The following is a 20,723-nucleotide window of genomic DNA, read 5'->3' as shown; positions in this document are numbered from 1 at the left end:
CGCTAGGCGTTTCAGGTGTTGCAGTTGCTGTTGTCGTTGCCGTTACAACTACCGCCGCAACCCCCACTAAAGCCCTCACCAAAGCCACCCAACAACCCACGCCTCGCGCGCAGCCGGCCTCCCGCCACGCCGCGCGCCGGCCCCGCCCCACCGCACAGGTGTCCCCATGAACCACCTCTTCATCGGCCTGCTCGTGGCCGCCGCCCTCGTTGCCCTGATCGCCGGGTGGCTGATCTGGCGGGCCCGGCGCGGGGTGCCCATTTCCACCGAGACCGGCGGGCCGGCGCCCAAGCGCAGGCTGCGCGAACGGGCGCGGGGCTGGCTCGATTCGCTGGACTACATCGCCACCCGCCGCGAATGGCGCTACCAGCAGCCGTGGGTGCTGCTGCTGGGCGAGGCGGGGGCCGGCAAGTCCAGCCTGGTGGCGTCCACCTCGCCGCTGCTGCGGCGCGATCCGGATTACCGCGAGCGGCGCTTGCAGGCGATCGGCACCGACTGGCACTTCTTTAACCACGGCGTGCTGATCGATCCGCGCGGCGACTGGGCCTGCGCGTTGCCCAACACGCCGGAGGAACAATCCTGGCGCGCGCTGTTGCAGCAACTGAACGACCTGCGCCCGGAGCGCTCGCTGGACAGCCTGATCGTGCTGGTGTCGGCGCGCACGCTGCTCACCGCCGGGCAGGAGGAACTGGAGGATCTGGCCGACCGCGTCTACCGCCAGCTGTACCAGGTGCAGCAGAAGCTGGAGTTCGCGCTGCCGGTGTACGTGATGGTCACCCAGTGCGACGCGGTGCAGGGGTTCTCGGCCTACTGGAGCGCGCTGCGCGAGCGCGACGACGAAGCCTCGCGCAAGACCGGGCAGATGTTCGGCTGGTCGGCGCCGGCCAGCGCGGAAAGCCGCACCGCGCAGGAATGGACGGAGGACGCGTTCGACGTGCTGTTCGAACGCCTGAAGACGCTGCAACTCGATAGCGCGGCCGAGCTGGACCACATCGACCGCACCGACGAATTCTTCCTGTTCCCGCGTCATTTCCAGCAGTTGCAGGAGCCGCTGGCGCGCTGGCTGACCATCGTGTTCCGCTCGTCGTCGTGGCACGCGGGCTTCTTCTTCCGCGGCATGTACTTCAGCGGCAGCGTGCCGGCCGAGGGCGCGGTGGGGCAGCCGGGCGACCGGCGCGAGGACGTGTCGTTCGTCGATGACGTGATCGAAGGCAAGGTGCTGGCCGAGCCGCTGCTGGCGCGGCGCACCCGCAACGGCGTGTGGTCGCGCAACAAGCTGATCCGCGGCATGCAGGTGGCCGGCTGCGTGCTGGCCGGGCTGCTGACGGTGGCGCTGGCGTGGTCGGCGTTCTCGCTGTATCGCCAGGTGGACCTGCTGGCCGATTCGCTGGAAGAGATCCGCATCATCGCCAAGCGCCAGGAAACCACCCACTGCGCCAGCAAGGACAGTGTCTACGGGCTGCTCAAGCAGCTGGCGCGCATCGACCCGGACCTGGGCTACTGGGCGATTCCGGTGTCGCTGGTCGATACCGCGGCGCGGCGCCAGGCGGCGCAGCTGATCGCCGACGACGCCTTCGAGCAGGTGATCATGCCCAGCGTGGCCTGCCACTTGCAGCAGCGCGCCACCTACACCTTCCAGGAGCTGGGCCAGCCCGACGGCAACACCTCGGCGCGCGCCTACCAGGTGGCGTTGAAGCGGCTGATGGAGAACCTGGAAGCGGTGCGCCAGCTGGAAGCCAACATCGAGATCTTCGACAAGGTGTCCAAGCCGTCGTCGCTGCCCAACACCGACGAAAAGCGCATGTTCGCGCACCTGCTGGAATACGTGTACCGCGCGCCGCCGCCGGCCGAGCTGCGTCACGAGCGCGGCGCCTACGGCGAGGCGCTGGCCAACGTCGAGTACGACCAGCCGCTGGTGCTGCCCCAGGCCATGCCCACCCAGTTCGCCCGGCAACTGGAGCAGCGCGCCATGGAGCTGCGCAGCGCGCTGGACGACGAAGTCGGGCAGGGCCAGGCGCTGCTGCGCGAACTGCTGGCCTTGCAGGAGCCGGTGCTGGAGAACACCAACCACTTCACCTGGTGGCTGGGCTGGGTGCGCGGCGAATGGCTGCGCAGCGGCGGACGCGCCGATCCGTGCAGCAGCATCCGCACCGCCTTCGGCAACTACGTGCGCGACCTGGACGGGCAGAACCACGAGTACGCGCTACTGCACAACTCGGTGGCCAAGTTCAACGACGACGTCTGCTACCGCCCGGCGATGGACAAGCTGGTGTCGCTGCAACTGCCGCCCTACGGCCTGCTGTTCACCCAGGAAGGCAAGGGCTACGTGCTCAACCCGGCGCTGCTGCCGGAGATGAGCGGCCTGAACGCGCTGCTGGCGCTCGACTACATGCAGGTGCAGCAGCCGCGCCCGTTCACCTGCCGCCCGGCGATGTCCGGCTGGCGTCCCACCGCGCTGGCCACCGCCACGCGCTACGCCCGCGAATACCAGGACTACGCCCGGCGCCAGGGCGTGGCGCCGCAGGCCAGCGCCATCGACCGGCCGCTGTTCGACCGCCTGGCGCGCCGCCAGCTCAACAGCGTGATGGACCACGTGATGCTGCTGGCGCAGAAGCCCGAGGCCGACCAGCCGACGCTGACCCAGGTCAGCCTGCAGACGCTGTCCAACGCCGACCAGCAGTTGTCCGGCGAAAGCGAGGATTTCTCCCGCGTGGTCGATCCGCTGCTGTCGGTGCTGCGGCTGTACGACCAGATGGGCTTCGCCGCCAGCCGCTCCAAGGTGACCCAGTGCGTGCGCGACTACGCCGGCGACACGCTGGCGCGGGTGGACGCGCTGGCCGGCGCCAGCCGCCTGTACGACCCGAGCAACGGCCCCACCGACGGCAGTTTCTTCTCGCTGGGCACCACCCCGGTGACCAAGGACTACCTGGCGCGGCAGGTATCGCGCGGCGAGGTGCTGTCCGGCTACGCCAGCCCCTACGTGGTGTTCCTGAAGAACGCCGCCGTCATCGACGACGCCCAGCTCGACAACGCCCAGACCGTCACCTACTGGACCAACACCATCGACGAGTTGAACCGCTACGTGCAGTTCAAGGAGCCGGCCGGGCAGGTGGGCCAGCTGGACAACCTGTTCCTCAAGCAGTTCGCCGCGCTGGACTACGCCAACTGCCGCAAGACGCTGGCCGACTACAAGTCGCCCGAATTCGGCAACGACCTGTTCTCCGAGCGGCGGCGCCTGCTGGAGCAGCAGGTGAAGTGGCGCTGCCAGGACCAGCGCAAGGCCGCCGCCTTCGAAGCCTGGCGCGACTTCGCCACCCGCTTCAACCGCGATCTGTCCGGCCGCTACCCGTTCGGCCCGCTGACCGCGCGCGACGCGCCGCTGGGCACGGTCAAGCAGTTCTTCGCCGACTACGAGGCGCAGCGCGCCGACCTGGAAAAGCTGCTGGAGGACATCCCGGTGGAGCATCTGGAAGCCGCCAACCGTTTCCTGGCGCAGCTCGACGCCATCAACGCGTTCTTCAAGAGCAACCTGGTGGCCGGCGACATCAGCCAGCCGGTGCAGCTGGATGTGGCCTTCCGCGCCGAAGTGGCCGATTCGCCCGGCAGCGAGCAACTGGTGAACTGGACCCTCACCAGCGGCGAGCGCATGGCCGGCTATCCCAACCGCGCTACCACGCTGCCATGGCCCTACGGCCAGATGCTGGTGCTGGACCTGCAATGGGCCGACCGCTCGATGTGGTACCCGCTGGCCGACGGCCGCCAGGACGACCTGCAAGTGAAGGGCCGCACCGCCAGCTTCGTGTCGCTGGGCGAATGGGCGCTGCTGCGCCTGATCCGCACCCACGCCCCGCGCGGCACGCTGACCCGCGATCCCACCGACCCGACCCGGCTGCTGCTGGAGTTCAACGTGCCCACCGCCAACCCCGGCCAGCCCGACGGCCGCACAGAGCAACGCCCGATGCGCGCCTACCTGGGCCTGAAGCTGTCCGGCCAGGACCCGAAAACCCGCGCCATGACCGCGCTGACCCTGCCGGACGCCTTCCCGCGCACGGCACCGCTGCTGTGGTGACGGCGATGAGGACAACTTCAACTTCAACGGCAACTTCCACATCCGGGGTCACAGAGAACACGGAGCACACAGAGAACACGGAGAAAACCAAGGAGAAAAGAACCCTGGGGGGAAATCCTTCCTGGTTTTCTCTGTGCTCTCTGTGTTCTCCCCGTTCTCTGTGTCTACAGATTTGTTTTTCAGGTTTGTTTTTCCCCAGGTTTGTTTTTTGGTTTTTTAAAGGAACAAGGCGATGACTGATCTTTCCACGCGCATCGACCGCTATTGCCGCGAGAACCTCGAGCGCGATTTTGAAGCGTTGCTGGCGCCCATTGCCGGCGATAACCCGGCCGGGGAATCGCTGCGCGGCAGCGCCGTCTATCGCGGCATCGAGGAGGCGCGGCGCGCCGACGACGCCACGCTGCCGCAGGGCACCTGGGAGCACGAGCTGAAGCGTGCCGACTGGGACCGGGTCAGCCACCTGGCCGCCGGCGCGCTGGCGGGCAAGTCGAAAGACCTGCAACTGGCGATCTGGCTGCTGGAGGCCGAGATCAACCGCAACGGCTTCGCCGGCATCGCCGCCTGCGTCGCGCTGATCGACGCCTTGTGCGAGCGCTTCTGGGACGGGCTGTACCCGCCGGCGCCAGGCGGCGACCTCGACTACCGCGCCAACATGCTGGGCTGGGCCAACGAAAAGCTGCTGCCCGCGCTGCGCTGCATTCCCATCACCGCCACCGGGCGCGACCGCGATTTCAGCTGGGCCGACTGGGAACAGGCGCGACGCAACGAGCAGGTGAAAAGCGCGGCCGGCACGCGCAACGCCCCCGCGCTGGAAGGGCCGTCGCTGGCCGAAGTGAGCGCCGCGGTCAGCGCCACCGCCAGCGACGCCTACGGCTGGCTGTACTGCACCCTGGCCGACGCGCTGGACGCCATCGCCACGCTGGCGGCGCGCGCCGACGCGCTGTTCGGCGCCGACGGCCCCAGCCTGCGCACCCTGGCCGGCATGCTGGAGCAGATCCAGGGCTTGATCGGCGGCGAGCTGCACAAGCGCGGCATCCACGGCGAAGCCCTGCGTTTCGCCGCGCCGCAGCCGGAGCCGGCCAGCGCCGACCCGCTGGTGGAGGAGGACGACTTCTACCCGCCGGTGGGCGGCCCCAACGGCCCCATCGCCGGCCGCGCCGACGCCTACGCCCGGCTGTCCGAGGCCGCCGACTACCTGCAACACATCGAACCGCACAGCCCCGTGCCCTACCTGATCCGCCGCGCCATCGAGTGGGGCAACCTCAACACCGTGGAGCTGTACCAGGAAGTGTTCCTGCGGCTGGGCGGGCAGTTGAGCATTTTCGAGGTGCTGGGGCTGGAGGCGGGCAAGCGCGAGGGCTAGCCCTTGTTGTCCATTTGGCGCGACTGACCGTGGCGCCTGTTGAATGAAGGGGAGAAGAAGACATGGCATCAGACAAAAGACGATCGGACCGCGGCGCCCAGCTGCCCAGCGAACGGGTGTTCACCGGGCGGACCACCGAAACGGTGGGCGGCACGCCGGAGACCAGCTACAAGACCAAGCCGCCGACGGTGACCACCGCGTCGTTCACCTCGCCGCACGGCGAATTCGGCTTGAGCAGCTATCCGCACCTGACCGAAATCCAGACGCAGCAGGGCAAGACCAGCTCCACCGTCAAGCACGTGACCGACGTGCGCCTGCTGACCACGATGAACGCGCACGGCAAGGATTTCAAAGTCTTCGAGCGCTATCACCAGGACGACAAGGTGGGCGCGAAATTCGAGCACGACCGTTTTCTCGCCACGGCTCCCGACGGCACCGTGCACTCGGCGACCAGCGTGCTCGATCCGATGCAGCACCAGCCCAAGGGCGCGAAAACCCCCATGCGTGGCGACGACCTGTTCGACAAGACCCGGCTCAAGACGCATCTCGCTTTCAACATCGAGGAAGCGCCGGACGACAAACACCCGCCGCTCAGCCCGCGCACCCAGCGGCGCACGCTGGATCAGCAGTAACGGCCGGCGTGCGGTGTTCGGATTGCCGCCGCAGCCGATCAACAAGTAACCGTAATCCCCGGCGGACGACCTGTCCGCCGGTCGAAGGAGCCACGCATGCAAGCCACCGCCGCCCCGCAAGTCGATCCCGGCGACGAATCGCTCGCCGCTGTGCCGTTCGCCGGCCTGGCCGGTGTGCATCCCGACCTCGCCGACTGGCTGGCTACGCCGCGCCTGGCGCAGGCGTGGGCCGACGCCATCGTCGACGGCTGGCTGGCGGCCGAGGCGGCGGGCGGCATCGATGCCGCCGCGCCGTTCACCGTGCTGGACCTGGCGCCGGGCGAAGGCCGGCTGTGCGCCTCGTTGCTGCCGCGGGTGCAGGCGCGGCTGGCGGCGTTGGGACGCGGGCACTGGCAGGTGGATTATCGCGACGACGACCACGTCGCCGCGCCGGGCGCCAACCCGGTGGTCTGGCTGGCGGCCGGCGCGCTGGGCCAGCCGCTGCCGGCGCTGTTCGGCGTGCATTACGAACGCACCTTGCGCGGCGAACTGCTGGCCACGCCCGGCGACGCGCCGCACCGCTACACCCTGCGCTGCGACTGGCAGCCGCTGGACGCGGCAGTGCTCGGCGTGCTGCCGGGCGATTATCTGGCGCACGTGAATAGCGCCGGTTTCTCGGTGCCGCTGGCAACGCTGGCGCGGCTGGACGCGCTGGCCGAGGCCAGCGCCGGGCGCTTCCTGCTGCTGGCGGTGGACTACGGCGTGGTCGAGGCGCGCGACGTGCGCCTGGGCGCGCTGCACCCGCCGGCCGAATTCACCGTGGGCAGCGACCGGCTGCCGCTCAACCTGCACGCCATCGCCTGCCGCCAGCAGGCGCAGGGCGCGACGGTGCGCGCCAGCCAGCAGCACACCGCCGGCGCGGTGATGTATCTGGCATGGTGCGACGTGGCCCATGACGGCACGGCGCTGGCCGACCTGCTGGCGGAACGGCTGGCCGGTTGCGGCCCCGACGCCCACGCCGCGACGCTGGACGCGGCGGAACACCTGCCGCCCCGGCTGGCGCTGTTGCAGACCAGCGAACACGACCCCGAGGTCTGCGGCCGCCTGTTGCCGGCGCTGCTGGAGGCATCGCCGGAGGACGCCGTGGCGCGCAGCGCCTGGCGCAACGCGCTGCGCGGCGTCGCCGCGCAACCAATGTTGCTGGACGGCCCGTTCCAGTACGAGCTGGCCCGCGCCGCGTGGCGGCTGGGCGACCTGGCGCTGGCGCGGCACCAGCTGACGTGGCTGCGCACCGAGTGGCCCGAGCATCCCGACGTCTGCCACCTGCTGGCCGAAGTGGAAATCGCCGCCGGCCACGGCGAACTGGCGCCGCCGTTGCTGCGGCAGGCGCTGGCCGCGCATCCCGACCACGAAGCATTGCAGGCGTTGCTGGCGCAGTGCGAGTCCCGCGCCACCGCCCGCGCCGCGCTGTCGTGGTGCCCGGCCGCGCTGCCGCGCGATGGTGAACTGACGCTGGAACCGCTGGGCCCGGAACACGCCGACGCGCTGTTCCCGCAATACCGCGACCCGCAGATCGGCGTGATGACGCGCCTGCCGGATTTCGATACCCCCGGCGCGATGGCCGACTGGCTGGGCGAAGCCGCCGCGTCGAACCGCCACGGCTACGCGGTGCTGCACGCCGACGGCGGCGCCATCGGCGTGGTCTCCGCCGCCTGGCACGACGGCGCCGCCTACCTGCATTTCTGGCTGGGCGCCGACTGGCAGGGCCACGGCCTGGCCGCGCGCGCGGTGCAACTGGCGCTGTGCGCCATGCCCGACGGCGCGCAGCTTTACACCTCGGTCTACCGCGACAACCACCGCTCCCGACGCGTGCTGGACCGGGTGGGCTTCACCCCGCTGGACTGCCGCGCCGCGGCGCCGGACGACGGGTTGATCTTCATGCGCTGGCCGGCAGGGGGGGACGTGGCGGGGTTGGCGCGGCTGCTGCGGGGGTTGGAGAGTCCGATTGTGTTGGCGGGGGATATGGAATAGGGCAGGTGCGCGGCCACGGCGCGAATCGGTGGTGATAGAAAAAGAAACTGGAGATATGGAATGGATGGCGGGATGAACGGCGAAATATAGGCCGGTGGATCGCTATCGATTGGGTATTGGCTTGCAAATAGATCGGGGGATTGACTCCGAAAAACGCTGTTATTCAGCGTGGCAAGCCATGCTTTCAAGATACATATCGACCTTATGGCGGATTTTGAAAATAGGTGGAATGGTCGGGGTCTTGAGGTATGGCGTTTTTTCCGGGCATTGATAGGCCCGGGTCGACGTTAATACTCAGGAGTAATTGTGATGACAAGCCATGGTGGCGGAAGCCGATACAATTTTCCGATTATTTCGACTCAGTCTGGAGGGGCACTAAATCCGACAGAAGCAGTGTTGAGAAATACCGGCTCAAGAACTAGTCGAAGGGGGCTTACAACTACATGGGCAACTATTTCTCGAAACGGGACTTGGGCTCAAGTTCATTCCCATGACAGGGGACGGACTTGGCGGCAAGTTCCCTATAGACAAACTCGTACTAGCGGAGACCAAAGATCACTATCCCCTGCCTCAACGCGGGCGGTAAATGCCCTTATTAGCCCGCCGGTTCGGCGACGTACATAAATAAGCCCTCAGAGCGTCCCGTGATCGGGGCCGCCACAACACCACTGGAGAACCCCCATGAGCAGCGAAAAGCGCACCCTGCGCTCGCAGACCAACTTCCAGAAACTGGAGGAAAGCAACAAGCGCCAGATGGCCAGCCTGGGCGGGCTGAGTCACACCGGCTTCGACACCACCTCGACCATGAAGCTGGCGCACAGCGACAGCAAGCAGGGCAAGCTGGACGATACCGAGCGCCATACCATGCATCGCGATATTTCCAAGACCGCCACGCGCGGCGCCAAGTTGTCCGACGTGGTGCCGCCGTTCGCCCTGAGCGCGATGGAAAACCTGCGCAGCGGCAAGGTGAACGTGGTGCAACAGGATTTCCGCAGCAACCCGCAGAAGGGCGGCGCCTACGACGGTTTCATGATGACCATGTCGCGGGTGTTCAGCCATGGCGACAGCGCCGAAGACAAGGAAATCCCCTACCCGAAAAGCCCCAATCCCTACAACGAGGACGTGCAGTACGACCGCGCCCACCGCGCGCCGTACAGCCTGGTCGGCACCGAGGGCAACACCTTCAAGACGGTGTGGGCGCCGCACTACCCGAACATCGCCGTGGACAGCCACATGGAGCGCATGGCGATGAAGAAATTCGAGAAGTACGGCGACGGCAACGTGATGCACATGGCGGTGGACAGCCACGACCGCTCCACCGTCGGCGTGGTCTACGACCGCGGCGACAACCCGGGGATCAGCAAGAAGACCGGCAAGGAAAAGCCGCGCTTCAAGAGCGTGTTCGCGCAGTACGGGCGGAAGTTCTAGGCGGCGGGAAAAGTCTCGAAAGCCAAACCCCAAATCTTGAAACACAGAGGACATGGAGATTCACGGAGGAAGTCCGAGGGAAATGCACGTCTATTTGGCTTGATGAATCGCCACAGGAACCGGCTCGCCCTCCTCTCGTTTCTTTCTCTGTTTTTCTCTGTGGAGCTCTGTGTTCTCCGTGTCCTCTGTGTTTCAAGATTTGGGGTTTGGTTTTCAAGCTTCGAAGCGCTACCGCCCCAGCCTCACCGAAATACTCGGCCCGATCACGGTGATCACCGACTGCGGGGTTTCGCCGGGCTGGCCCAGCGGTTCGGTGCGCGGCACGGGGTCGTTGGCGTTGGGCTGGTTGTTGGTCGGGGTGGCGCCGCCATTGAGTTCGGCGCGGGTCAGTTCGGAAACCTGGTGCGACAGGATGGTCTGGCTGCGCTGCGGCAGGGGGGTATCGATGGCCGGGGGCGGTGGCTGGCGTGGCGATTGCGCCTGCAAACCCCACTGGCGGTAGACCGCGGCGCGACGGTCGTCCTCCAGCGGCTGGCTGGTGCCGAGCACCGCGTGCTTCGCGCCGTCGGGCTTGAGCACGCGCACTTCGTGGCGCCGGTCGCGCAGGCCGAGCGGGTAGGGCAGGAACAGGGGCTTGTTGCGCATATGCGGCGGCCTGGGCAGGAAACCACTTAACGATACACGAGGAAGCGACATGGATTACCAGCATGGCGGTGGGATGAACCCGGAAAAGGTGCCGCGGGTGAAAAGCCTGGACGAGGCACGCGCGGCATCGCAATCGGGCAACGTTTTCAAGGTGCAACCGGGCGGCAGCAGCTTCGGGGTCTACGAAGGCTGGACCAGCCACGTGGCGCCTACCACGGGCAAGTACTGGTGGCAGCAGGTGGCGACGCCTTCGAGCACCATGAGCACCAAGTACAAGAATCTGGCCCCCGAATTGCACATGACCGACCTGACGCGCGCCAACAAGGCGCTGGTGGCGGGGCGTAGCGACATGCTCAGCCCGCCATCGGGCGGCAACAACTGGCGCGGCAAGACGTTCAGCGATCGGGGCTTGCTCACCGCGACGCTGCTGCGGGTCAATGAAGCCTCCACTGTGCTGGGTCCGGAAGTCATGGGCAGCGATACCCATGACGCCGGCACCGGCCTGATGGCACAGGCGTTGTCGGAGAAATGGTCGGCCAAATCGCAAAAGCTGGCTTCGCCGGACATGGCCACCACATTCGCCGGGCTGACGAAGAAGTTTCCGCAACTGGATACGGTGGAGAAGGCGCGGGCGCAGAAGACCGAGCCGCTGGTGCAGCAGATCGCCGATTCGCGCTTCAGCGCCGCGCTCGCGGCCGGCCAGCGCGGGCTGGACAAGGGGTACGGCGCACATCTGGGTGAGTACGTGCAGCACAAGTTCAACAAGCACGGGCTGGGTCAGGTGCCGGGCGGGTGGGCGGACGAACTGCGGGCCCGACATGGCCTCTGACCCCGCGCGCAGCATCGCTTCGGGCCGGCGCACATCGGGCGTGCGCCGTGGCGCCGCGCAACGATCCATCCACCGATAAGGACCAATACCGTGGATCCGAAACTGTTACCCCAGAAGCGCACGGGCGGCAGCGGGGGCGATAGCCCGAGGCCGACCAAGAAGATCAAGCGTGAGGATTTCTCGGGGCCGAATGTCTCCCCCATCACTTCGACCGTTCCGGTACAAGGCAATCCGTTCCGCCAGCAATTGGACGAGGTGGGAAGCGGAGGGCGTATCAGCACCCAACTGGGCACCACCTTCCCGGTCAAGTTCAGAAGCGAAGGGGTGCGACAACGCGAGCAGCATCAGGTGAACGCGGTATACCAGCTGAAGGAGCAGGTGCGCGCCAACGACCAGCAGAAGTGGACCCAGGGCATGATGACCGGCTTCGGGCACGGCACCACCTGGAACGAGATCCTGCCGCAGACGCTGACGCTGGATTCCGCCACCAAGTACGGCCGCGCGATCAAGTCGATCATGGGCGTGCCGGTGAAGACCTCCGACCTGGGCGACTACACCGCGCCTGCCACCCGCCAGGTGAAGCGGAAGGCGACCGGCGTCGAGGAGACGGTCAGGAACACCCCATCCGACAAACGCCGGATCAACGACAGCGCCGCCAAAAGCGATGCCTTCTCCTTCATGAGCCCGGCGGTCACCTCGTTCGTCGAGGACCTCACCGGGCTGCATGCCGCCAATACCCGCTTTACCGGCTCCGCCGTGCGGGCCACCTTCCTGCGGGCCAAGCTGGCGCTGGGCAACGATCCGTCCACGCATAGCGACGACGACAAGGCGATGCTGGGCGATTTCAAGGGTTATCTCAGCGGGCATCTCAGCCAATTGAAGAAGGACGGCGCGGCCGACCTGGCCGATCAGGTCAGCGCGGAGCACAAGCGAAGCGGAACCAGCGCCACGGCGAGCAACTACCAGGCAACGGCCTTCAACCTGCACGAGGCATTGAACACCACCATCGACCACACCTTCGACCGCAAGAAGGCCAAGTTCGAAGCCAAGTGGGACAAATACACCAACGTGCAGAAGATGGACCCGGTGGCGGCGCAGGTCAGGATCGGGCAGAAGCTGGGCAAGTGGTGGAGCGAGGCGGCGCGCACCGGCGTCGCGCTGGACGATCACGCCAAGGACGCGTACCAGGACCACAAGCGGTCGCGCTACGGGATCGGCCGGGTGGAATGACGCTGAAAAACAACTTCAAATCTTGAAACACAGAGCACACAGAGGGCACGGAGAAAAGCCAGGAAGAACCTGAGGAAGGCAAATCCGGCTCTGGATTCCTTGCTTTCCTCCCTGTTTTTCTCCGTGTTCTCCGGGCGCTCCGTGCCCTCTGTGTTCCAAGATGTGGGGTGGGGTTCAAGGTTTGCAGTGGCCCTTTTCCCCCAGCCTACCTGCCGCGCACGCCCCGCCACAGCTTGGTCGCCAGCGTGACCAGCGCCAGCACGATGCCGCCGGCGATGATGCCGGCGATGGTGTTGAGCACGGCGGGGGCGAGGAATTCCAGCACCGGGCCGATGCCGGCGACGGCGCCCGCGTGGTGCGCCCAATCGTGGATCAGGGTGTTGGCCGCCGGCACGCCATGGGTGAGGATGCCGCCGCCCACCATGAACATCGCCACCGTGCCGGCCACCGACAGCAGCTTCATCAGGTAGGGCGCCGAATTCAGCAACAGCCGGCCGAAGCCGCGTTGCAGGTTGCCGCCGCGCTGCGACAGGTAGAGGCCGGCGTCGTCCATCTTGACGATGCCCGCCACCAACCCGTAGACGCCGACGGTCATGATGATCGCCACCCCCGCCAGCACGGCCACCTGCACGCCGAAGCTGGCGGCGGCCACCGTGCCCAGGGTGATGGTGATGATCTCTGCGGAGAGGATGAAGTCGGTGCGGATCGCGCCCTTGATTTTGTCCTGCTCGTAGGCCACCAGATCGATGGCGGGATTGGCCACCGCCTCGACGTGCGGCGCGTGCTCGGCCGCTTCCTCGTGCTTGCCATGCAGCAGCTTGTGCGCCAGCTTCTCGAAGCCCTCGAAGCACAGGAAGGCGCCGCCCAGCATCAGCAGCGGGATCACCGCCCACGGGATCACCGCGCTGATCGCCAGCGCCGCCGGCACCAGGATCAGCTTGTTGCGGAACGAGCCCTTGGCCACCGCCCACACCACCGGCAGCTCGCGCTCCGCGCGCACCCCGGTCACCTGTTCGGCGTTCAGCGCCAGATCGTCGCCCAGCACCCCGGCGGTCTTCTTCGCCGCCAGCTTGGTCATCAGCGCCACGTCGTCCAGCACGGTGGCGATATCGTCGAGCAATGTCAGCAGGCTGGCTCCAGCCATGATGGATTCCTTGTCGGTGGATGACGCCCGGCGAGGCGCGGGCGAACGGTGCGAGATGGTACACGATCTGAAACGGCGCTCGCAGGGGCGTTGCGCGCCATGGCCGCGACCCCGCCCCGGCGCGGCTTCCCTGGCGCCGGCCGAATGCGGTCGTCCCACGATTCGCCTTGCGTTCCCCCGCCCCGGTCGCAGGCGGCCGGACACAAGGTGCCTCACGCCATTCGCATAATCAGCCGCGCCAAGTCTTGATGAGCGCAAACAAATGCACTCGTTGCGGCCACGCAAACGGCGCTGTTCCACCTGGCTCAACTTCGGGCCGATTCCGCGTTGATCACCTTCCACTGTCTGTAAATCATTGACCGGCGCTGCATCAGCCTCTTTCTCGAAGGCTTGCGGCGACTGCCTTGCTTTTTCAGAACGACTCTTCTTCAGTGTGGCGCCGAGCCGGCGCCGTAAGGTGATCAGAATCATGCGTGCGCCGATTTCCAGGTTTGCCCTGTTTTGTCTCGTGACGCTGGCTGCCATGCCGGTGTTGGCCTCCACCCCACCGGACGGTGGTTCATGCGTGTGGTTTGCCGACGGGCAGGGCGCGTCGCAATTGCGATTCGCGCAGCAGGCGGCCGCCGCCCGGGTCGCTTCGCCCTCGCTGCTGGCGCTGGCCATGGGCGACCAGGGCTGTGGCGTCTGGGTGCGCGAAGCCCAGCGTGTCTCGCGTTACGACGAAGCCGGCCAGGCGGTTGCCCACATCGATCTGGTGCCGCTGCGCCAGCGCCACGCCGACGGGGCCGCCGCCGCCATCGCGGCACAGACCGATGCCGCTTCGGGCCTGCTGGCCGTGGATGGCCGCGACGGATCGCTGTGGCTGGCGGCCGGCCATTCGTTCATTCACCTGGATCGCGAAGGCCAACTGCTTGGACACGGCGAGGCGGGCGCGGCGATATCGCTGATCGAGGTCGATCTGCACGGCACGCTGTGGGCGCTGGCCGATGGCACCTTGCTGCGCTATCGCGCGGATGGCGTCCAGCTGGGGCGCTTCGATCTGTCGGCGCGCTATCCGGGCGTGACCCGCATCGCCTTCGACGATCTGGGCGGCAAGCTGTGGCTGATCGCGCCGCAGCGCGTGTGGCAGCTCGATCCGGCGCAGCTGGATTCGGACATCGCGCCGCCCGCATGGCGCGAAGGGGTGACGTATCAGGTCGGCCAGACGGTGAGCTTTGCCGGCCAGGTGTACCGGGTGCGCACCGCACATACCGCGACGGTGGGCGCCAACTGGACCCCGCCGGCCACCCCGGCCCTGTGGACCCATGTGGGCGCGTTGCAGCCGGCGCCGACCCCCGTGCCGTGGCAGATCGGCAGCTTCTACCAGATCGGCGAAGTGGTGCTGTACCAGGGCATCGCCTATCGCGCGCTGGCGTCGCACACCACTCACCCCGGCTCCGACTGGACCCCATTGAATGCTCCGACCTTGTGGTCGCCCGTGCCGGATGCGCCGCCGACGGTGCCCGCGCAACCGCATGCCGACGTCAGGACCATCGAGCTGCCTGAGGCGGTGGTGGATGTCGCGATCAACCCCAGGAGCGGCGAACTGTGGCTGGTGAGCGACACGACGCTGCGCGTCTACGGGTGGGATACCCAGCCACGCCTTCAAGTCGATCTGGCGACGCGCGGGCTGATCCAGCCGCAACGCTTGCGCTTCGACGCGCTGGGGCAGTTGTTCTGGCTGCACAGCGCCGGCCAGCTCACGCCGTTTGCCGTGGACGGCGCGGCGTATCCGGCCCAGGCAGTGGAAACCGGGCGCTCGATCCTCGGCGCCAACGTGTTCCAGCTTCGCCCCGCGCTGACCCTGCAACAGCCGGGGCCGTCGCCGATCAACCAGCCGCGCCCGACGTTCGCCCTGCATTACGACGCCCACTGCAACGGCAGCCCGTGCGGATTCGACGCCGAGCATTTCGCCGGTTATCGATGGCACGCCAGCCTGGACGACGCGGCGGTTTCGGCGCAGCTGCAATTCGACCCCGCGCAGCGCGTGGCCAGCTTTATCCCCGCCGAGGCGCTGGTGGACGGGCCGCACCGCTTCGGCGCCTATGTCACCGACCGCTTCGGCATGCGCAGCGCGGTGATCGATCACGCCTTCGTGCTGGACAGCATCGCGCCGCGCTTCGAATCGATGCTGCCGGCCCAGGGCGCAGTGGTCACCACGTCGCCCGTAGTGCTGTCCGGCCAGGTGGACGACGCCCTGGCGACCGTGCTGTTGAACGACGCCGGGCGTTGGCAGGCCAGCGGCACCAACCCGGCCACCCGGCAGTTCGCCTGGACGCTGCACCTGCAACCCGGCGCCAACGACATCGCCCTGACGGCCTATGATGTTGCCGGCAATCGCACCGAATACCGCCATACGCTGACCTTTGCCCCGACCTTGCCGGCACAGCCCGCGGTGGCTCAGGTGACCGCGGGCGCCGTCACCGAAGGCAACGTCACGGTCAGCGGCGCCGCCGGGGCCGTGGCCCCGGGGCTGCAAGTGGTGGTGACCAACACCCGCAGCGGCGAGCAGATCGTGGCGACCGCCGATGGCGAAGGCGCCTTTTCCGCACGGATCGCGGCGCAAGGCGGCGATGTGTTGTCGGTGGTGGCCCGCAACCAATGGGGCGGCCAGAGCGACGCCATCCAACTCACCGTTCCCAACCCGGACGAACCGGCAGACCCCGGCATCGTCCCGCCCGACCCCGCCACCCTGGCGCCGCCGCTCGATCCCACCGTACCCACCCGGCTGGCCGACAGCACCGCCTTCCTCTACACCGGACCCAATGCCATCCAGACCGGCGTAGAGCCCGGCACCATCGAGGCCAAGCGCGCCGCCGTGCTGCGTGGACAGATCACCGACCGCGACGGCAAGCCGCTGCCCGGCGTGAAAGTCCGGATCCTGAACCACCCGGAATACGGCCAGACCCACAGCCGCGCCGACGGCATGTTCGACCTGGTTGCCAACGGCGGCGGCCTGCTCACCGTGCACTACAGCAAGGATGGCTTTCTGCCGGTGCAGCGTACCGTGCAGACCCGCTGGCAGGATTGGACCATCGCTCCCGCCGTGGCCCTGATCCGGCTGGATGCGCAGGCCACCCCCATCGACCTCGCCAGCGCCACCACCATGCAGGTGGCGCGCGGCAACCCGGTGACCGACAGCGACGGCACCCGCCAGGCCACCCTGCTGTTCCCGCAGGGCACCACCGCGCAGATGATCCTGCCCGACGGCACCACCCAGCCGCTCGCCACCGCCACCGTGCGCGCCACCGAATACACCGTCGGCGCCACCGGCCCCAACGCCATGCCCGGAGAACTGCCGCCCACCAGCGGCTACACCTACGCGGTGGAGCTGAGCGTGGACGAAGCCATGGCCGCCGGCGCCAAAAGCGTGCAGTTCAGCCAGCCGGTCTACAGCTACACCGATAACTTCCTCGAATTCCCCGTCGGCGGCGTCGTGCCGGCCGGCTATTACGACCGCGACAAAGCCGCCTGGATACCGTCCGACAACGGCGTGGTGATCGAGGTACTGGCCGTGGAAGGCGGCATCGCCAGCATCGACAGCGATGGCGACGGCAACGCCGACGACGACACCCGCCTGAGCGCCATCGGCATGACGCTGGAAGAGCGCACCCAACTGGGCAGGCTGTACGCGGCGGGCAAAAGCTTGTGGCGCGTGCCGGTCAGGCATTTCACGCCTTGGGATTACAACTGGCCGTATGGGCCGCCGGAGGGGGCGGAAGCGCCGAAGGCGAAATTCCCGGAAACGCCAACGGTAGAAGAAAAGCCGGATTGTGAATCGGGTTCCATTATCGAATGCCAGAACCAGGCGCTCGGCGAATCGCTGGCGATTGTGGGGACGCCATTTACCATCAATTACCGGAGTAGCCGGCATGTGCGGAAAACTGAAATTGCGATTCCATTGACTGGTAATAGCACGCCACCTGGGTTGCAGCGGATTGATTTGATCGTTGAGGTGGCGGGGAAACGCCTGGAAAAGAGCTTTCCGCCTGAAGCGAATCAGAAATTCAACTTTGAATGGGATGGTGGTGATGCTTTTGGACGGTCGATGTTTGGAAGCCATTTTGCCAAAATCAATATTGGATATGTTTATAAGGCGAAGTACTATCAGCCAGCAGAGTTCGGTCAAGCCTTTGAAAGTTTTGGACGTGATGCGATTTCTGGGAGTAGCAACCGCAACGAAGTGACTCTCTGGCAAAAGAAGACATATCCGTTGATGGCCCACGGCCTGGCAGCCTTATTCGATATTGGTGGCTGGTCGCTCAATGTTAATCATCATTACAATTTTGAGAGTGGCGTATTGTCGCTGGGAGGTGGGGCGATCCGTAAGGGGAATTCAATTTCAAATGTGCTGGAGGTTGTCGCGGGAACAGGGTTTTCCGGGACCAGTGGAAATGATGGCCCGGCCGTTGTCGCAGCGCTGAACTTTCCACGTGGCCTCGTTTTTGACGATGAAGGTGCTTTGTATCTGGGGAATGAATTATATGGAGATGTGCGAAAAATATTGCCTAGTGGAATCATAAAAGGCGTGTTGGAGCGCGGAACGGGCACATCAAAAATCTACGATGTAGCAGTTGATAGAGATGGGAACGTCTACGTTGCAGACGGGTTTAACTGGCGTGTTCAAAAAATAACGCCGGAGGGCGAGGTATTAGCAGTCACAGGGGGCTTTGAAAGTCATCAGCAGGGAGCGGACAATTTTGTACCTGCTACATCGGTCGCTTCGTTTGACCCGAGAGGCTTGGCAATCGATGCCAACGGCAACTTGTATATTGCGGAGTCTGCTGCGCACCGCATCCGCAAGATATCGCCAGACGGCATCATCAGCACCATCGCCGGAACCGGTGAAGCTGGTTTTGCCGGTGATGGTGGCCCGGCGAATGAAGCATTGCTGAACCAACCGCAGGGCATGGACGTGGATTCGGAAGGTGTGATCTTTATCGCGGATACAGGCAATGCTCGAATCCGCCGCATCGCACCAGATGGCACGATTAGCACCGTAGCGGGAGGGGCAGCCGCTGATGCCTTGGGCGATGGCGGCCCGGCTATTGCTGCCTCGTTGGCACAGCCCACCGATGTGACTGTAGATGCGCAAGGGAATCTGTACATTGCGGATGCTTCAAATCGCCGCATTCGGCGTGTGGCAGCGGATGGGATCATCACCTCCGTGGCGCAGGGAAAAATGCCCCGTTATCTCACCGGTGGGTGGATACCATTTGAGGGGCCGCAGAGCAACGACATTGGCATGCCACTGAGCGTGGCCCTTGATATGCAAGGCTACGTCTACTTTTCCGGTTACGAAAACGTGGTGATGAAAATCAGCCCGCCGTTACCCGACTTTGATTCCGCGGACTTTGCTATTCCCGATGAATCTGGCGAAGAGATTTACCAGTTCGATCATGATGGTCGCCACATCGCCACCCGCTCCACCACCACCAATACCGATCTGTATCGCTTTGGCTATACCACCGAAGGGCTGTTGAGCACAGTGACCGACGCCGACGGCAACATCACCACCATCGAACGCACCGGCGCCGGTCAGCCCACCGCCATCATCGCGCCCAACGGCCAGCGCACCACCTTCACGCTCGATGCCAATGGCTATCTCGCCAGCGTGACCAATCCGGCGGGCGAAACCACGCGCATGACCTATGGCAGCGATGGCCTGATGCAGACCTTCACCAACCCGCGTAACCAAACCAGTACCTTCGGCTATGACGCCAACGGCCGCCTCACCAGCGACCGCAACGCCGCTGGCGGCGGTTGGCATCTGGCGCGTACCGAACTGGACGACGGCTATCAGGTGACCAAGCGCAGCGAGATGGGCCGCACCACCACCTATGGCGTGCAGACCCAGCCGGATGGAACCGCCACACGTGGCACGGTGCTGCCGGACCAATCGACCACGCAACAGGTGAGCAAGCCGGACGGCACCCACGTCGCCACAGCCGCCGACGGCACCATCACCACGTGGACCGAGGGCCCGGACCCTCGCTTCGGCATGCAGGCGCCGTTGACCACCCAGCTCAGCGTCAAAACACCTTCCGGCCTGGCCATGACACAGACCCATGTCCGGCAGGCGGCGCTGGCCGATCCCGCCAACCTGTTCAGCCTGCAAAGCCAGACCGATACCTTCACCGTCAATGGCAAAGCTTTCCGCACGGTGTATCAAGCGGCTGAGCGCAGCTACACCAGCACCAGCCCGCTGCTGCGCCAAAGCACGGTCAAAGTGGATACCCAGGGCCGCCCCCTGCAACTGACCCAGCCCGGCCTGCTGCCGGTGGACTACGCCTACGACGCCAAAGGTCGCCTGAGTACCCTCAGCCAGGGCAGCGGCGACGGCACTCGCACCACGCGCTATGCCTATAACGCGCTGGGTGAACTGGAAAGCGTGACCGACGCGCTGGGCCGCGTGACCGGTTACGGCTACGACCTGGCCGGCCGCGTCACCCGGGTGACCACCCCGGATGGCCGCGAAATCGGCTTTGGCTACGACGCCAACGGCAACCTCACCGCCGTCACCCCGCCCAGCCGGCCCGCCCACGGCTTCGACTTCAACAACATCGACCTCGCCACCCGCTACGCGCCGCCGGCTTTGGGGGCATCGGACGTCGCCACCCGCTTCGAGTACAACCTGGATCAACAGCCGACCAAGGTCGAGCGTCCGGATGGGCAAGCCATCACCTATGGCTACGATGCGGCAGGCCGCCTGAGCAACGTGGAATCGGGCGAGCGACAGATCGCCTACGGCTATCTCGCCAGCGGCCAACTGGGCAGCATCGCCAGCGATGGCATCGCGCAAACGTTCGCCTACGACGGCGCCTTGCTCACCGGCATCCAGCATAGCGGCCCGGTTACCGGCGAACTGGCCTTCGGCTACGACAACTTCTTCCGCCTGAAGCAGATGACGGTTGCCGGCACCGATATCGCGTTTGGCTACGACGATGACGGCCTGCTGACCCAGGCGGGTGCACTGACCGTGACGCGCGACGCCGCCAACGGGCTGCCCACCGGCAGCACCCTGGACCAGATCGCCACCAGCCAGCAGTACGACGCCTACGGCCAGATCGAGCGCTTTACCGCCCAACACGGCGACAGCGTGCTGTTCCAGGAGCAATACACCCGCAACAGCGTCGGCCAGATCGTCGGCAAGACCGTCAGCGGCAACGGCCCGAGCAAAACCTACGGTTATCGCTACGACCTGGCCGGCCGGCTGATCGAAGTGACGCAGAACGGCAGCGTGATCGGTCAATACCAATATGACGCCAACGGCAATCGCACCCAGGCCAACGGCATCGCTGCCAGCTACGACGCGCAGGACCGGCTGATCGCCT

Annotated in this window: 10 protein-coding genes; 8 read left to right on the top strand and 2 right to left on the bottom strand. The window is 66.1% G+C overall.

Annotation, left to right across the window (positions count from 1 at the left end):
- The first annotated feature begins 166 nt into the window (after positions 1 to 166).
- From C556_RS0117970 to C556_RS0117950, 5 genes are all read left to right on the top strand, one after another.
- A complete protein-coding gene (locus C556_RS0117970; protein ID WP_026263197.1) occupies positions 167 to 4,069 on the top strand; it encodes a type VI secretion system protein in 3,903 nt (1,300 codons plus the stop codon).
- A 232-nt stretch (positions 4,070 to 4,301) separates the two neighbouring features.
- A complete protein-coding gene (gene tssA / locus C556_RS0117965) occupies positions 4,302 to 5,432 on the top strand; it encodes a type VI secretion system protein TssA (protein ID WP_018749638.1) in 1,131 nt (376 codons plus the stop codon).
- Positions 5,433 to 5,494: 62 nt separating this feature from the next.
- Positions 5,495 to 6,064: a hypothetical protein gene (locus C556_RS0117960; RefSeq protein WP_018749637.1), complete on the top strand. Its 570-nt coding sequence runs from the start codon at positions 5,495 to 5,497 to the stop codon at positions 6,062 to 6,064.
- A gap of 96 nt (positions 6,065 to 6,160) precedes the next feature.
- Positions 6,161 to 8,074, top strand: coding sequence for a GNAT family N-acetyltransferase (locus C556_RS0117955; RefSeq protein ID WP_018749636.1), 1,914 nt, complete (start codon positions 6,161 to 6,163; stop codon positions 8,072 to 8,074).
- Positions 8,075 to 8,755: 681 nt separating this feature from the next.
- The gene (locus C556_RS0117950; RefSeq protein ID WP_018749635.1) at positions 8,756 to 9,502 is read left to right on the top strand and encodes a hypothetical protein; all 747 of its coding nucleotides are present in this window, start codon (positions 8,756 to 8,758) and stop codon (positions 9,500 to 9,502) included.
- A gap of 228 nt (positions 9,503 to 9,730) precedes the next feature.
- Here C556_RS0117950 and C556_RS0117945 read toward each other — a convergent pair whose 3' ends face one another.
- A complete protein-coding gene (locus C556_RS0117945; RefSeq protein ID WP_018749634.1) occupies positions 9,731 to 10,147 on the bottom strand; it encodes a hypothetical protein in 417 nt (138 codons plus the stop codon).
- Positions 10,148 to 10,196: 49 nt separating this feature from the next.
- Between C556_RS0117945 and C556_RS0117940 the strand changes: the two genes are divergently transcribed.
- Both C556_RS0117940 and C556_RS0117935 read left to right on the top strand, forming a co-directional pair.
- Positions 10,197 to 10,976 carry a hypothetical protein gene (locus tag C556_RS0117940; protein WP_018749633.1) on the top strand — a complete coding sequence of 260 codons (780 nt, stop codon included), beginning with the start codon at positions 10,197 to 10,199 and terminating at the stop codon, positions 10,974 to 10,976.
- A 90-nt stretch (positions 10,977 to 11,066) separates the two neighbouring features.
- A complete protein-coding gene (locus C556_RS0117935; protein ID WP_157236261.1) occupies positions 11,067 to 12,206 on the top strand; it encodes a hypothetical protein in 1,140 nt (379 codons plus the stop codon).
- A gap of 205 nt (positions 12,207 to 12,411) precedes the next feature.
- Here C556_RS0117935 and C556_RS0117930 read toward each other — a convergent pair whose 3' ends face one another.
- Positions 12,412 to 13,350, bottom strand: a complete 939-nt coding sequence (locus C556_RS0117930) for a DUF808 domain-containing protein (RefSeq protein WP_018749631.1) — start codon at positions 13,348 to 13,350, stop codon at positions 12,412 to 12,414.
- A 469-nt stretch (positions 13,351 to 13,819) separates the two neighbouring features.
- On the opposite strand from C556_RS0117930, the gene C556_RS24140 reads away from it, so the two are divergent.
- A partial coding sequence (locus C556_RS24140) for a carbohydrate-binding protein (protein ID WP_157236260.1) occupies positions 13,820 to 20,723 on the top strand: 6,904 nt, incomplete at its 3' end.

Origin of the sequence: Chitiniphilus shinanonensis DSM 23277, assembly GCF_000374805.1 — a bacterium.
Lineage (GTDB): Bacteria > Pseudomonadota > Gammaproteobacteria > Burkholderiales > Chitinibacteraceae > Chitiniphilus > Chitiniphilus shinanonensis.
Note: the sequence above shows the minus strand (reverse complement) of the source record. Positions and strands in the feature narration are given on the sequence as shown.